The following is a 15170-nucleotide window of genomic DNA, read 5'->3' on the forward strand; positions in this document are numbered from 1 at the left end:
TTCAACTCAGCCTAACGTGCAATCTTGCGTGGGCGCAGATGGAGTTATTCAAGACAACCTCATGATCAAGAAGCTCAAGTCGCGACACCTTGCTGGCCAATCGCGCGATGAGGCATTCGATTTCCAGTAGTGCGAGGTGCATGCCGACGCACATGTGGACACCGGCACCGAAGCCCAAGTGGCGACGTGCGTTTTTGCGTGAGATGTCGAAGGTATCGGGGTCCGCGAACACGGTTTCGTCGCGGTTGGCTGACGCAAAGAGCATCATGACCCGCGCGCCTTGGGGGAGCACGATACCCGCCTCAGTTACCTCGTTTGCAACGTGCCGCGTAAAAGATCGAATGGGCGTCCCGAGGCGTATCGCTTCTTGAACCGCATTGGGGATGAGGTCCGGGTCTGCCTTGATCTTCGCAAATGCCGTCGGATCACAGGCCAGATAATAAATCAAATGACCGATAGCTGAGATCGTCGTATCCAGGCTCGGGTTCATATAGTCCCGTATGGCAAAGGGTGCGAGGTCTGGGTCAATGTCTCCGGTGCGAGCCATTTCACTGATCCGATGTGTCCAACTGCCGGGTTTCAGTTTGTCAGGTGTTGCCTCGCGACCGATAAACTCCCGCATCTCCTGTATCGCTGTGCACGCCGCCTGTCCGCGCGCGTTCTGGACACCAAGCACATCAAACGCCGCCGCCGCCCATTTCAGCATGTTTTCGCGCCCGAAATCGGGGAGCCCGACAAGATCCCGAACAACGGCCAAAGGCAGCCCTTGGGCCAAGTCTTCAACAGCATCGATGGACCCCTTGGCCACAGCAGCATCGACTAAGTCTGCCGCTACATCTTCGATCCGGGCGCGGTAGGTCTGCACGGCATTTGGGGTCAATGGCGGTTGCATGGCTCCGCGCAACGCGTCGTGGCGCGCGCCATCCGAGGCGACAGTGTTCCCTTGCAAATGCGCACAGCCAAAATCATCCGCCGCCACGCCTTTGCTAGACACATAGATATCCGGCCTGCGCAATGCCGACCGGACGATGTCGTATTGCGTGAAGGCAAAGTTGCCATGCGCCGCCATCCAGACCACCGGGCCTTTCTCGCGCAAGCGCGCATAATGCGGCCATGGATCGCGAATGACCCCATCGGAATAGAGATCGATCTCGTCAGTTGGGCAGCTCGAAGCAGGCGCGGAATAATTCATTGCCTCAAAATACAACAAATCATAACACTATGAGGTGAATATAGACGTCAGCGAAAGAAACTTAACGAAAACTGCCGCTGTCACTTAGACCATATAAATAAAGAAAAAGAGCCGCGCTAGACGACCCAATCAAACTTACAAAAAGGGTTTGATGGCGGAGACGAAGTCCGCCATTCTAATTTTATAACTTATTGACTGTATTTAATAATTTTTCGATACATAAGATTAATACCTCTAAAAATACCACGCCTTAGTATGTGGTTGGCGATGTTGTCGACGACTGAGTCTGAGCGCTTCGGTTACCAAACGGATATTCAGCCAAAATGCAGAGAAAATCTGCAAAGAGCCCATTCTAACGGTTGCTGCGTTCTGGACCAACGTCTGCTCTGTTTGTTTCTGTAACTGCAGAAGGGGCGTATGTTTTGCTTGCGGGTGAATGAGGCTAATCAACGACCCAAATATGAACGGCGTTCGTGAATTAAGGTGTCAAAGTAATCCTCTAGAGGTCATCACTTTGTCTCGTCTAACTTACATAGCTGCGACGCTGTCTTTTGTACTTTTGCCCTCGGTTGCATCGGCTGGATTGGGCGCGGAATTTGGCAGAGCGATAACCCTTACTGCAATCCGAGAATTACTGGTTTGGTGCACATATGCAGTCTTGCTCGGCTTGACCGCCTGGTGGTTGTGGCGTGGAAAGCGGGCCAGATCACTCTTCTTAGGCGTGATTATCGTTGCCGTTGGTTGGATTTATCCGGCGCTCGACCGCATGTCATATGTTGAAGAGCGAGCTGATTTGCATGCAGCATTTGTCAAAGCAGACGAAATCGATATTCGCGGGAAAAGTGTCATGATTATTAAGCGCGGAGCGTGCAGTGACCTGTGCCGGGCGCTGATCAATCATGGCGTTCAATCTGACTTGTACAGGGCGAACCTCACGGCTGAGAATAAAGCTGAATTTATCAACACTGGCCAACTTCCGGAATCCACGTACGTGGAGCGCATGAAGGTACCAAATGACGCCTACGTTTGGCGACGAAGAAAAGCCTGTCACACATGAGCCCCAAAGCGGCCGTTGATCCCGCCACTGCAAAAGCTCATTTCGCGCCACAGAGCAGTCGCTGAGGCGGTCGAGATAGTCTAAAAAACTGATGAAAAGGTCAGGAGACTGGCTTCGAACGTAATTGCTCCAATGCTTCGAACCAGACGAACATTGGTCTCGGGTCGACTTTTGCAATTCCTACTCCCGCTGTGTCGTCTTAGCGCAAAGGTGATCATTCGGGCCATTTCCATGCGATAGCCGCTAAGTAATTCCCAGTTTCAACAGAGTTAACAACCATCCTTTTGGGGCCATAGCCGTCAGCACGTCTTGGGTTTCTGAAGGCTTTTCGGTTGCGGGCCAAACGCTCTAGCCCCGACACGGTAAGCGCCAAGAACTCGCCGTCGCCAGCAAGCGGAACTGTATCAATGGGCTCCCATCCTTTGGAAAGAGCCTCTTCAAGCATTTCAAATGGATCGCGACGCTTCGGCACATAGTGTTTCATTGAACTTTTTACTGCTCTTTCAAACTGACTTTATCGTTCTTCCGATACACACTTAAGTAGGAGAATAGAGAATTACCATCTGCACATACGGATTGTCTGAGCAGCTGAAACGAAGGCCTCGAACGCCATTCAAGAGGTTTCTTGATGGAAATTGTCTTAGAACGAAAGCGAGTAATTGCCTTTAGCCTTTGGCGCTAGCTGGTTCAGCGCGTCCAAAAATTTGCCTTGAGCGCTTGTACCGAAGGCTGTGTGGTTGCATTCGGTGGCTCTGTTCGCGCGCCGTGCGGCCTCACTTCTCTCCAAGTCAGCGGCTCTCTTACGCGCGGCATCTGCATCTGCGCGTCTTTTTTGCTGCCTTACACGCTCTTGAGCCAGGGCATGCTCTTGCCTCGCCGCTTCGGCCATGCGTTCAGCTCGCGCTTTAGTGTCGGCTTGCTCTCTACGAAGTTCGGCTGCTTGTTGCTCTGCACGTCGCTTTTGAGCGTCCCGCTGAAAGGCTTTCGCGTCTTCGGAAGTCCAACCCGCAACCACGTCATAGGCGGCATTGATTTCGGCCAAACGGCGGTTTGCTTCAGCCCTATCACCTTTGACCTGATCCGGGTGGTAGTTGCGCACCATCTTCCGCCACGCTGCCCGAATGGTGTTCCAATCGGAGCTTGGCGACACACCAAGGCTTTGAAAGGCTTTTTGCATTTCGAGGGTAAGGTCGGCCACGGCATCATCCTATCAACTAAGCGATCCATCCGTGGCCCCGTCAGAGACAGATCAAAAACTGTTAAAATGATACATAAAGTTTGTTCAAATGCTTGGGTAGGTGGTTTCTTAGCGATTGGTTAATCGGCTTTACGGTTGCTATCTAGAGGGCTGATAGGGTCGCCAAGGCAAAGCTTCACGTCACTTTGGCTTCGCTGAAACAAATCGAGGATTGAACATGATGAAAGCTGTGCGTCTGTTCTTGACTGCTTTCCTTTGTGGAATTGTCAGTACCTCTGCTGATGCCCAAGATACAGCCCGCATCATCGACGGTGACATGGTCGAACAAGACGGGATCACCTACCGCATCCACGGCATAGTCGCCCCTGAATACAGTCAAAAGTGCGGACGCTCGCCGTGCGGGAAGCTGACGGTTGAGGCAATGGCCGTGCGGCCGAAGGGAAGCGCCTAGTGTGCGAGCGTCTCGACGAGGATGTTATGGCGCGTGATAGCGAGTTGCTACGCAGACGGGCTTGATATCGGCGCTGAGATGGCATGGCTAGGGCAGGCATGGGTCGTTCTTGATAGCTGATACAGACCAGCTACCATTTTATCGCTGAGCTGACCAAGAGAAGCAAAATTGCAAGGTTTCCAAAAACTGAATAAGCAAACATTGCTTGCCAGACACCATAGTCTGCCACGATAAGACCCAAGGCTGACAATAGCCCGATAGCCGCCCCGACTAAGACTAGTGCTAGTGCGTTGAAGTTCGTTTCCATAGATCAAACTGTGACTATCAAGGTAAAAACCGGGCTTCTTCAAGCATCGAGGCTTTTGGCTTTGAAGCGTTGAGCGTCTTGTTCGCAAACCTCTTATGCCGATGCTTGCTGATAAGTTCTTCTTTGAAGACATTCTCAATTGCCGCAATCTTCCAGAGCAGTTTTTGATCTTTTTGCACCACAGCCTCTGCACGTAGGCTGTTTATCGCATCCACTAGACAATCAATGCTCATCAATATCCCCTCAGGTTGGGCAGGTTGGCCTCGCACCCGTTGCATCTTGGATGGGCCGATTCCCCTAACAAGTCGTTACCAAGATGGTCTTTTCACAACCTGTCAGACGCTGAACATCTCCACAAAGCCAATTGGCAGGACACCCGGGCACAGGATGTAATAATTCAGCAACACATATGTGGTTCAAAAAAGCACTTTTTTCAGCATTGCTAACCCGGTATTAACCACTACCCGGAAAAGTCGATGGCTCAAGTAGGCTCATAGACAAGCGAGCTTAGGTTTTTGAGGGAGGCATACAAGAAACCGATTGGCTAGGAAAAATGTTGAAAGAGCTGCATGTCATTGTTTCGTAAGCCCACGAAGATGTTCGAAACAGAAATAATCAAAGATATCTACACACGGGAAATATATGAGAACAATTTAAGGCTTGAAAAAGTGCCTTAAGAACGCTCTAACAATTGATCCGAAGTAATTGGTACAAACCTTTGTTCCTGCTCTAGCTCCGCGAGGAAGAAACGTAGTGCTTTCGCTGTTTCTGGGAATCCATTCGCTTCTGCTACCAGCAGTGCTTGGTTTGCACGTTCGATAAGTTCACTCTTAGACATCTCAAGCCTCCACGTTACTTGTTCGCAAATTCCGCATTACAGCTTAACAGAAGCTTAACTTGCAGTACGATTGATCCATTTCTGGCTAAAACTCGCTGATCTGTGAACCCGCGCGAGCACGCAAGTAGCGTTTTTTCGGTTGCAGAGTAGAAACGGGCACCATGGAACAATCAAGTGCATCAAAGGTGCTCTTGATCAGCCAATTAATCTTCCAATATCGCTTCAGGTGAGCGTTCCCGGAGCCCATCGCCTTTAAGCTCGGACATTAGGGCGTTGAGAGACTTAACTGTCTCGTAAAACCCCTCAAGCTGTGCCTTTAGTTTGGCTTGGTTTAGGTGTTCAATAAATTCATTTTTAGACACAGGCATCCCCAGTTTTAGACACAGGCATCCTCAGTGTTTGTTATATTATTACACGACCAAAGTCTTAACGAAGAATTAACCTCGTTTTCGTGGGTTCGCTTTGGGGTAAGAGTTACGAGAAAAGTGATCGTTTTTGAGGCGATGCGCAAAGGATGGTGTCAGGTTTCGCCGAAGCTAGAAAGTTCGATCCGGGGGCTGGACGATGTCCGACGAAACCTTACCTCCGTATCGGCAATTAAGGTAAATTAAAAGTTAACAAATGCGCTGACCTTGCGTTAACTATTCTTCATTCGATCACTCTATGCACGTATTTTCTGCGTGTTCTCTTAGTTGGCTACGTTGCCAGAACTGTACTTCTCGAGCGCCCGCAGCTTTTTCAGAAGCTTAGACCTTTTGTACATGAGTGACTCAATCTCGCCTTCGATTTCGCGTATGCGAATCTTGAGCTGTTCTAGCTCCAGTTTGCCTATGTCGTTTGGCATTCTGGCCCACTCCTCCGAATTCATTACTCATCGCAGCGAAGAGTACAAAGCAAGCGCCAACTAACAACGATGTCATGGCGTAGGCTGAATATGTGTGGTTCTCCGCCGTAGATCTGCGATGAGTTGACATCGCACCAAGCTCTTCTGCCAACCGAGGCTGTTCACCCCGCATGACTACAGAGGCGCTCTGAAACCGTCTCCAAAAACATTGGAAAACAGTCGTTAAGGGACCGGGGTTTATATAGGAACAAATCGGCTCCTGCTTGTTTTAGCTGTGCACGAAAGGACCGCGACAACAGCGCGCTGATAACAACCATCAACGGATGCTCACCCGTCCCACTCAGGCTTCGTAGTTGCGCAATCAACTCCGGCGCATAGGTCGGCGCATCATCTGAATCGATCAAGATGACGCCGAAACCAGATAAGCGAGACACCAGAGCCTGTCCTTCATCTGGATCAACCAGATCAATTTCCCAATTCGCATCTTGTACGAGTAGGATCAGAAATGGATCGTCATATCCGTGAGCGAACATTTTACAAACCGCTGTCTCTCAAAGCGGGCACACCTATCACCCGCCGTGGTCGCCTTGATATTCGCGAACGAAGACTAACTCTGCGAAGGGTAGCGTTGGTTCTGCGATAAGGGCGAGGCCATAGAGGCAGGTTGTAAAGCTCCTAAGTGGCGTTAGTGCTAAAAAAACTGTTCCACGCCCCTAAATAGATGAGGTTTGGGATCGTCGACATACTCGGTAGCGATAATCCGAAGCTTGATCTCATTATCTCGGATTGAGAGGTAGCTCACGTATTCTGTGCTTATAAGCTGGCAGCCTCGACTAAAGCTCTTGTAGGTTACCGGTACGTAGAACCGTCCGTCTGATCCTCTACTACAGTGTTCAACTGTCGCCTTCGTTGCATCATAGTCTTGATCAAGCAAGTTGTCTCGATATGCCTTAAGTACAGCCTCAATTTGTACGTTTGTTTCAAACGCAAGCTCCTGAGAGCCGATTTTGAACACGCAGGTGTCTGACGTCAGCGCCTATGGGTCCAAATGGCTGTATTTGCTAAGAGAGGGTTTGTTGCTCATCGTAACCACTAAGGAGTGGACGATGAGAAAGACAACGAAGAGCCCCGGCGAGAAGATCGTCGAAGACATCAAGCGTGCAAACCGCAAACACTATTCATCCGAAGAGAAGATCCGCATTGTGCTGGATGGCCTGCGTGGCGAAGACAGCATCGCGCAGCTGTGTCGCCGCGAGGGGATCTCGCAGGGCATCCATTACAAGTGGTCCAAGGACTTCATGGAGGCCGGAAAGAAGCGTCTGGCGGGTGATACGGCACGCGCGGCGAACACTGACGAGGTGAAAGAACTGCGCCGGGAGGCAAAGGATCTCAAGGAAGTCGTCGCGGAACAGACGCTTGAATTCCGCCTTCTCAAAAAAAGCATGACAGGCGATGGGGGCGACCACGAATGAGATACCCTGCATCTGAGAAGTTAGAGATCATACGGCTGGTCGAGGAAAGCCATCTGTCGGCCCGTCTGACATTGACAAAACTCGGCATTCCGCGAACCACATTCTATCGCTGGTATGACCGGTATCTTCAGCGCGGCGAGGCTGGTTTGAAGGATCAATCCCCCAAGCCAAAACATGTCTGGAACCGCGTTCCCGACGAGGTGAAACGCAAGGTTGTCGACTTCGCGTTGCAGGAGACGGAACTGTCACCACGCGAGCTGGCCGTGACATTCACGGACCAAGAACGCTACTTTGTCTCGAAATCCACCGTCTTTCGCACGCTCAAGGCGCATGATTTGATCACCAGCCCGGCCTTCATCGTGCTCAAGGCGGCGAACGAGTTTAAAGACAAAACAACCGCGATCAACCAGCTTTGGCAGACAGACTTCACATATATCAAGGTGCTGGGGTGGGGCTGGTTCTATCTCAGCACGGTCCTCGACGATTACAGTCGCTACCTCGTCTCTTGGAAACTCTGCACAAACATGCGGGCGGCGGACGTGACGGACACGCTGGAACTCGCGTTGCAGGCGTCTGGCTGCGATCAGGTGCATGTCGCTCACAAGCCGCGCCTGCTCAGTGATAACGGGTCCAGCTACGTCTCAGGGGATTTGGCGGAATGGTTGCAGAACAAGGGCATGAAACACTCTCGCGGGGCGCCGTATCATCCGCAAACCCAAGGCAAGATCGAACGATGGCATCAAACCTTGAAAAACCGCATCTTGCTGGAAAACTACTTCCTGCCAGGTGATCTCGAGGCCCAGATCGAAGCCTTCGTCGACCACTACAATCATCAGCGCTACCACGAGAGCATCAACAAAGTCAGACCTGCCGACGTCTACTTCGGCCGTGACAAAGCCATTCTAAAACAAAGGGAAAGGATCAAACGAAAGACACTCGAAGCGCGGCGCTTGCGTCACCGCCAGCACGCAGCATAATCAAACCATCCAGATGAGCCAAACTCTCTCTTAGGTTAGGCCACTATTGGTCCCAAAAACCCTGACGACGGACAACTTGCTAGCAAGATTTGGCTCACCCGCCCAAACATGTTAGCAAAAATTTGCCAATGATGAATGGGCGCTTTGGGGCGTTAACGGTCCCTTAAGCAAGATTGCCTAGCTTTTGCACACGTAATGCAGAGGCTTGATATGTCTAATAGCGATATGATTAAACGCACTAACCAAGCAATTTTGATGGCAGAGGCAAATGGCTTTAGTGCGACTGAAGAAGTTCTTCGCAAACTATTGCTCGAGCTTACGGGCAAAGGAATCAACCCAGACTTTTCCGTTCCGAAGAGACGGCAATTAGCTTAAGAAGGCATCTAGTGGGTTCGACTTAGCGGCCTCACTGGTTCACGTAACAATATCAACTCTAGCCTTTAAATTTGTTGTGCTCGTTCTGAGCGCGCTACCAATGCTTCGTTTTTGCCCTGCGATGCATATTGGTGCGGTTCGTCTAGCATGGCAGCTAACCAATCTTCCTTTTGCACATAACCTCAACCGTCAATCAACGCAAAAATCTAGTGCCATTTCTGAGACAAAAATTTGTACAGAAAAGTTAATTAAAAGTTAAACTTTTGCTTCCGGTTCGGAAACAAAAGTATCCGATTCCGTTAAGATAGATTTTAACGGGGAGACGAACAGAAGAACCTAGCGAATACAAGAAGAGCGGCTGAAGTTTCCTTAAAATAATCAATTTCATCTTTTTTGGTGGCCTGAATCGCTGCCTCAATTAGGTAGTGGTTGTGCATCGGTACCCCCAGTACAGCGTTGGGAACGCTTTTCGGCTACAAATCTTAACGGAAAGCAAACGTATACACTAGAGCATTAACTGCACACAAAATTTTTGGGGTTATGGAAAAGAACTGGCATAAGTCTGATAGTATGGACTTCGACGCCGCGCCCACCCTACCCCTCTAAAGTGACAACGTCGCAGCGTGCGGTAATAAATCGTTAGGGAAATCGCACTAACAATGCTGTTTGGGGCGTAAGTACAACTTGCCTCACCAAAGGAAAAACTAATGAGAATTGATTGCATGGTGGAAGCGTTAAACGGTCTTCGCGCTACAGCCATCTCTGAGAAAAATGAGAGACTCCTTCGGCAAGACGTTGCGCGATATTCTGTAGTTGCCCTGACTTTGGCAGAAGTTACCTTTTAGCTGCGCTGGGATATCAAGTTCATATGGACTCAAAACCCACAGTTCTTGGTCTTATCTCTATCGCAGTTCTGATCAGTTTTTCAACACTAGCTGGAATGCTTCTTACAGGCCCAAGCTTCTGGCAAGCTACTATAGAATATATCGTATTCGGAAACTTGGGCTCTTTGGTTGCAGTGGTTTTTTTCCTTACAATGCTTTCATGAACACAGTCAAAAGTTTTCATTTCGAAACGTCTGCCTGCGCGCGTGCATACTTCCGCGAGTCAGCATTCATGTTCCGAGTAAAGACAAACGCTTCGCAAAGAAGTCAATTCAAGTGGGCGTTGCAATTAGCAGTGTGCTGCTGGTAATTGCAGCGACCTCTATCCACGGCACCTTTCTGACCTCGCTGTAGTCTCAATGAGGACCGCGAGCTTGGTCGGTTGCACCATATTGCCGTACAAGGCCTGCAGTCTTAATAGTTCTTTTTGGAGACAGTGGCAGCCCCACATCGGTGCTATGAAACTGGCCTAAGAACACTTAAGAAGTTACGCAAACGATAACTACTGCGCTTGCTGCGGCAAGAGAACGAGACCGCAAAGGCAGAATTCGCTCCTCATGTGGATGATCTTACGAGACGGGCGTAGCGATACCGGACAGGCATTGTCGATCTTGAAATTGTCACCCATCAGCCACCTGCGCAAGCCTCCCTCACAGCCAATACCACTTGCGCGATAGCGAATGAATGCAATCAGCTTGGGTATCGCCACATCCGAGCCTATAACACTCTCAGTCGCCAAAACGCGACCTTGGCCTTGCCCTTCGGACGCCAGAAACCGTTTCCGGCCCAACTCTTCGCAATCTACTATGGCGGCAGCTTCCGCAATTTTGCGTTGTCCGTGGATCGACGCACTGCGCCATATCGCCCCAGAAGAGCCAAAAAGTGCCTCAGCAACATGTTGTTGAATTTTACCGCTCGCCCGCCGAAGCAGTATTGCGACGCCACTATACCCCCATATCCTCGCCGTTTGTTCCGATAGCCTTTGCTACTCGCAGCCTGTTTGGTGTTTGCGGATAAGTGACACATGACCTTTGCACCCTATATGCTGGTGCGGCTGGTCCCAGGTGCGCTTTTACGGTTCGAGGCAGTGCTGGAGGCAGAGCCAGCGTCGCGATTGCGGGTGGAGAATGGGGCGGCTGGCTTGTTTGAACAGAAGAAAGGAGTGGTACATTTGACCGCCCATATATCGCCTGTCATACTTTTTTGATGCGCAAATAGGGATGTTTAAACTATCTCGTTGCAACCAGATAGAAGGCGCGCTTAGTCCTGGCCAATCTCCGTTTCCGCTCAATTGAAACTAAATCTCTTTTTTTGGAGTTCATGTTTTATAAACTCGATCATTTCTTCGAAACGGTTCTTTAAGTCTTACCTATTAAGAAGCCTCTAGGCTCAGCGTCAAAGCCTTTGATATCTGGCGTCGCCGTCTGAGACGAACTAGAAACCTTTTGGAGACTTAGATGTTTGATCGAAACTGGCCGGCGCTTTTTAACCTTCGTCAAACATTTGACTTTTCCAAACATGGCGATTTCCTTCGCCATATCGGAGACGACTTATCGGATGATGTTCAGGTACATCAAACGAATTTTAACTGGTTTCAATACGACTCACTCATTGTAAAATCAGAAATTTCCTCGAAGATTCCGACTTTAAGGATAAGTGAACACCAAAGTAATTCAACTATCTATAGCAATATCGTGAATTCAGGCTGGCACCAAAAATCACCTGATCAAACAGGGGTAGATGCATTTCCTTTAGTTGTATTTGAAAGTTTTTTTGACATTTTTAATACCACAATACAGACCTTTCAATTTCCCATCGGAATATCAGAACAAGAACATTTCGGGTTAGAGAAAAAATCTCCTCAGAGCTTTTCTTCCAAATCGAGCGATTTTTTTCCTTTTTATGGAAATGACTCTATCTCTTTGAAAATAAGCCCCGAGCGAAATACTTACGCCACTGAAGGTGCGACGGAAACTTTCAAATGGATAGACGAATCGCATGATGGCGCACGTCTACGTGATTTTACTCTTGGAGAGGACAAGCTGGACCTGTCTGGCTGGGATGCCAGGCACATCGAAGACCTGACATTCAAAGAGGTTCGTGACTACGTGTTGATCACCGATGGCACTAATATCCTTAAGGTTTACGGCTACACTGACGCAGATGACTTTTCTTATAGTGACTTTATTTTTTCGCCTTTAGAAGCAAATTTCTCCTCCAAAGATGAAAGTTTCGATCTAGTCTCTGAACTAGCAGACATGAGTCCGCGTCCTCAGACCCCAGATGAATATGTAAGACCCATAGTCGGCGAAGAACCTACAGAACCGCCCACTATTGATGCCTACACAGTCTTGGAAATTGGTTCTGAGCGAAATACTTATGCGACCAACGGAGTCAATGAGATTTTTACATGGGTTGAAGGTTCGCATGACGGCGCCCGTCTGCGTGATTTCACCATTGGCGAAGATAAACTGGATCTGTCCAGTTGGGATGCCGCAAGTATAGAAGACCTAACCTTCGAGAAAATCAGCGACTATGTCCTGATCACTGACGGCACCAATATCCTCAAGGTCTACGGCTATGCCGATGCCGATGAATTCAGCGATAGTGACTTCGTGTTTTCTTTTGAAAACCCAGAACCGACGCCTGATCCAGAGCCCAATCCTGAGCCCAATCCTGAGCCAGTCCCCGACCTGCCACCTGAACCCGGCGGCGTGGTGCTCGACATGTCTCAAAACATCAACGCCACCGTCGCTGGCGGCCGGGTGACGACGTTGAAGCTGTCCGATGATCCCGATGACATCGTGTCGGCCAAAATCATTGATGGTCCCGAATATGGCCATCTCAGCATCAACCCCGACAACACGCTGGCGCTGGTGCTTTCAGGCACGGATGACACCTCAAATCTGAGTTTCAAGGTCGAGATCGAGACCGCCGACGGCAAGACCAGCACCCAGGATATCAAGCTCAATGTCACCGAGTTGTCCCAGGAAAAAGGCTGGGGCAATGGCGATTTCTATATGCTGGAGGAAGGCGCCGACGGTGAGGTCGTGGTCGAGCATAGCGACAACCACCGCAAAGTGCATATCTCCGAAGATAAAGACGCGATCAGCCTGGCCGATATTGCCAAGATGAAAGGGCTTAAGGTCGAGGATCTGGACGAGAAGTGGTTCACCCAAAACGCCGCTGACCTGACGGATCTCGGCGACACGCCCGACACCGCGCTCAACACTGAGGCCGGGATGATGTTGTGGAACACCATCACCCATAAGGATCTCGAGCCGACCTCCAACTGGCTACTGTTTGAACGTGGCCACACATATGACGATATCGAATGGGTGGTCTCGAAGGGCTCCAGCGGTGAATCCGAGCTGAACCCGCTCCATATCACCGCTTACGGCGAGGGCGACGACCCCGAGCTGACCTCAATTGCGTCGATGACCCAAACCGACACCTATGAGAATATCGTGTTCTCCAACCTGCATTTCAGCGACGGGTTCAAAGCCTATAACGGCGAGAATCTGATCGGCGACGACCTGTCCTTCACCGGCAGTCGCGGCGTGAACGTGCAAGGCTGGGACGGCTTCACGCTGCGCAATTCGGACATCACCGACATCACTCATGACGCGCCGCAAAACGCAGTTAACACAGACATCTGGGAACCTTCCCAAAACCGCACCACGGGCCTGTTTTCCAAGGATACCGACGGGATATTGCTGGAAAACAACCTGTTTGACCACAATGGCTGGGCCGAGGGCTATGATTTTAACCTGTCGGCCGACGACCCGCAGGCCCCCAGCTATTACAGCCACAATGTCTACCTGCAATATGACACCACCGACGTCACCTTCCGCGACAATATCTCGATGCGCGCGGCCTCGAATGGCGCCCAGATCCGCGGCGGCGGCTTTATCGAGGACAATATCTTCCTCGACAACAATGCCGGGCTGAACTTCCTGGGCGGCACCTACAAGACCAATGTGGCGGTCGGGGAATACACGTTGTTTACCGACAATATCATCACCTCCGGGGCGCATAAGACCGTGGTCAAAGGTCAGGGCGCTGTCACGCTGGGTGCGGTCAACAAGGGCGAAGACACGACGCTGAATGACAACATCATCACGCATCTCTACGACCCCAACAATACCGACGAATTGGACGATAAATACCGCGCCGACGCGGCGATCTCGGGCAATTCGGGCGAGGATGCCTATTTCGACAACACGATCGTCTATAACTGGGTCGGCCAAAAGCATTTCGACCAGTTCGATGAGCGCAACGTCAACACGGATGGGCTGAATTACGGCACCTTGAACCAGACCACGATCCAGCTGTTCACCGCGCAGCTTCTGGGCAAGAACGACGCCACGATTGCCGATCTGGCCGACCATCTGCGCGCGCAGATGGATGGCGACACCTCCAAAATTGTCGATGCCGATCTGATCATCGCCTATTTCCAGCAAGGCTTTGGCGTCACTCCCGACCTGTCGGGCGCCGGCGTCGACGAGCTACGCTTCATCCCCAATGATCTGGGCGAGGGCACGCGCTGGGACAACCGCCTGAACTGGGACAAGGAAGTCCTGCCCGGCGAGGCTGACAGCGTCGATCTGGGCGGCAACTGGGTCCAATATGGCGGCACCACGCAGATCAGCGAGCTGAATTTCGGCAATGGCGGCACGCTCAACGTCACCCATGGCCTGCTTGAGGTCGAGGATTACACCGCCGTTGGCGATGACGGCGCGACGCTCAGCATCGACCGGGCCGGGCAGTTCTGGATGGATGGCTACGCCGATAGCGACATGCTGACCATCGAGGCCGATGGCGGGCGTTTCGCCAATACCGGCACCTTCGTGGGCACCACATCACTGACCGCCACCGACAATGCCCAGGTGATCCTGGCCAGCGACGGCGCCGATTTCGCGCTGAATGATGACAGCATCCTGTCTATCGTCGGCAGCGACGTCAAAATCGGCTTTGATGGCGAAAAGGGCGACACTGCGACCCTGCTTCTGGCCGATGACGCGATCCTGAGCATGACGGCCGACAAGGACGGCATGAGCACGATCTCGGAATTCCAGAGCGGGCATTTCAAAGATGGCGGCCCGGATGTGCAATCGGGCGTCAATCTGGGCGGCGCGGAGCTGCATCTTGATATCTCCGAGCTGGCCGGCGGCAGCGCGCTGGACGAGACCCTGATCTCTGTTGATGAGGTGATTGGCGCCTTTGATGCGGTCAAGATTGTCGGGCTCGGCAACGGCCAGGACGCCACCATATTGATCAACTATGACAAAGACTCCGTACACTTAGTACTAGGAACTGACGGGATGGGGTCGGGCAAGATCGAAACCCTGACCCTGGGCGAAGAGGACAGCGCCAAATCCAATTCCGAACTGTGGTCAGCCCTGACCAATGGCCATGGCATCTACCCCGATGACCCGGTCGAGGATATCCCGGTCGAGGATCACAGCTTATTTATGTAGTTCCGGCATTCGATTCCTAGCAGGTTCGAAAATTATTCAAACTATGAACGTAATATCGACGATCCAAAAAAAGAGAGCCAAAACAGCTTAGAAAA

At 51.0% G+C, this 15170-nt stretch carries 10 protein-coding genes; 4 read left to right on the forward strand and 6 right to left on the reverse strand.

The features are described from left to right. Position 1: 1 nt before the first annotated feature. Positions 2 to 1192, reverse strand: a complete 1191-nt coding sequence (locus ACZ1G7_RS08675; RefSeq protein WP_472663418.1) for a cytochrome P450 — start codon at positions 1190 to 1192, stop codon at positions 2 to 4. Between the two features lie 460 nt (positions 1193 to 1652). Between ACZ1G7_RS08675 and ACZ1G7_RS08680 the strand changes: the two genes are divergently transcribed. Further along, on the forward strand, positions 1653 to 2249 hold the full coding sequence (locus ACZ1G7_RS08680; RefSeq protein WP_472663419.1) for a hypothetical protein: 597 nt from the start codon (positions 1653 to 1655) through the stop codon (positions 2247 to 2249). A 214-nt stretch (positions 2250 to 2463) separates the two neighbouring features. Here ACZ1G7_RS08680 and ACZ1G7_RS08685 read toward each other — a convergent pair whose 3' ends face one another. Together ACZ1G7_RS08685 and ACZ1G7_RS08690 are read right to left on the reverse strand one after the other, a co-directional pair. After that, positions 2464 to 2733, reverse strand: a complete 270-nt coding sequence (locus ACZ1G7_RS08685; RefSeq protein ID WP_472663420.1) for a hypothetical protein — start codon at positions 2731 to 2733, stop codon at positions 2464 to 2466. A gap of 156 nt (positions 2734 to 2889) precedes the next feature. Next, the gene (locus tag ACZ1G7_RS08690; RefSeq protein WP_472663421.1) at positions 2890 to 3447 is read right to left on the reverse strand and encodes a J domain-containing protein; all 558 of its coding nucleotides are present in this window, start codon (positions 3445 to 3447) and stop codon (positions 2890 to 2892) included. Positions 3448 to 3664: 217 nt separating this feature from the next. Here ACZ1G7_RS08690 and ACZ1G7_RS08695 point away from each other — a divergent pair, with 217 nt between their 5' ends. Next, the gene (locus ACZ1G7_RS08695; RefSeq protein ID WP_472663422.1) at positions 3665 to 3898 is read left to right on the forward strand and encodes a thermonuclease family protein; all 234 of its coding nucleotides are present in this window, start codon (positions 3665 to 3667) and stop codon (positions 3896 to 3898) included. Positions 3899 to 4222: 324 nt separating this feature from the next. Here ACZ1G7_RS08695 and ACZ1G7_RS08700 read toward each other — a convergent pair whose 3' ends face one another. The 3 genes from ACZ1G7_RS08700 to ACZ1G7_RS08710 form a co-directional block, all read right to left on the reverse strand. Then, positions 4223 to 4438 carry a hypothetical protein gene (locus ACZ1G7_RS08700; protein WP_472663423.1) on the reverse strand — a complete coding sequence of 72 codons (216 nt, stop codon included), beginning with the start codon at positions 4436 to 4438 and terminating at the stop codon, positions 4223 to 4225. A 440-nt stretch (positions 4439 to 4878) separates the two neighbouring features. After that, positions 4879 to 5043, reverse strand: a complete 165-nt coding sequence (locus tag ACZ1G7_RS08705) for a hypothetical protein (RefSeq protein WP_472663424.1) — start codon at positions 5041 to 5043, stop codon at positions 4879 to 4881. 1005 nt (positions 5044 to 6048) lie between these two features. Then, complete coding sequence (locus ACZ1G7_RS08710; protein ID WP_472663425.1) at positions 6049 to 6420, reverse strand: response regulator; 372 nt, start codon at positions 6418 to 6420, stop codon at positions 6049 to 6051. 573 nt (positions 6421 to 6993) lie between these two features. On the opposite strand from ACZ1G7_RS08710, the gene ACZ1G7_RS08715 reads away from it, so the two are divergent. Both ACZ1G7_RS08715 and ACZ1G7_RS08720 read left to right on the forward strand, forming a co-directional pair. Continuing rightward, a protein-coding gene (locus ACZ1G7_RS08715; protein WP_472663426.1) for an IS3 family transposase occupies positions 6994 to 8336 on the forward strand; the annotation gives its coding sequence in 2 pieces (ribosomal slippage) (positions 6994 to 7321 and positions 7321 to 8336; 1344 coding nt in all). A 3517-nt stretch (positions 8337 to 11853) separates the two neighbouring features. Further along, on the forward strand, positions 11854 to 15075 hold the full coding sequence (locus tag ACZ1G7_RS08720) for a right-handed parallel beta-helix repeat-containing protein (protein ID WP_472663427.1): 3222 nt from the start codon (positions 11854 to 11856) through the stop codon (positions 15073 to 15075). The last annotated feature ends 95 nt before the right edge of the window (positions 15076 to 15170 follow it).

Source organism: Litoreibacter sp. JB4-2 (assembly GCF_055693445.1).

What these genes read in the sequence shown, in the direction of transcription:
- ACZ1G7_RS08710 (WP_472663425.1), bottom strand. Translation starts at nt 6,420, where the DNA reads ATGTTCGCTCACGGATATGACGATCCATTTCTGATCCTACTCGTACAA.
- ACZ1G7_RS08685 (WP_472663420.1), bottom strand. Translation starts at nt 2,733, where the DNA reads ATGAAACACTATGTGCCGAAGCGTCGCGATCCATTTGAAATGCTTGAA.
- ACZ1G7_RS08680 (WP_472663419.1), top strand. Translation starts at nt 1,653, where the DNA reads ATGAACGGCGTTCGTGAATTAAGGTGTCAAAGTAATCCTCTAGAGGTC.
- ACZ1G7_RS08720 (WP_472663427.1), top strand. Translation starts at nt 11,854, where the DNA reads ATGAGTCCGCGTCCTCAGACCCCAGATGAATATGTAAGACCCATAGTC.
- ACZ1G7_RS08700 (WP_472663423.1), bottom strand. Translation starts at nt 4,438, where the DNA reads ATGAGCATTGATTGTCTAGTGGATGCGATAAACAGCCTACGTGCAGAG.
- ACZ1G7_RS08695 (WP_472663422.1), top strand. Translation starts at nt 3,665, where the DNA reads ATGATGAAAGCTGTGCGTCTGTTCTTGACTGCTTTCCTTTGTGGAATT.
- ACZ1G7_RS08705 (WP_472663424.1), bottom strand. Translation starts at nt 5,043, where the DNA reads ATGTCTAAGAGTGAACTTATCGAACGTGCAAACCAAGCACTGCTGGTA.
- ACZ1G7_RS08675 (WP_472663418.1), bottom strand. Translation starts at nt 1,192, where the DNA reads ATGAATTATTCCGCGCCTGCTTCGAGCTGCCCAACTGACGAGATCGAT.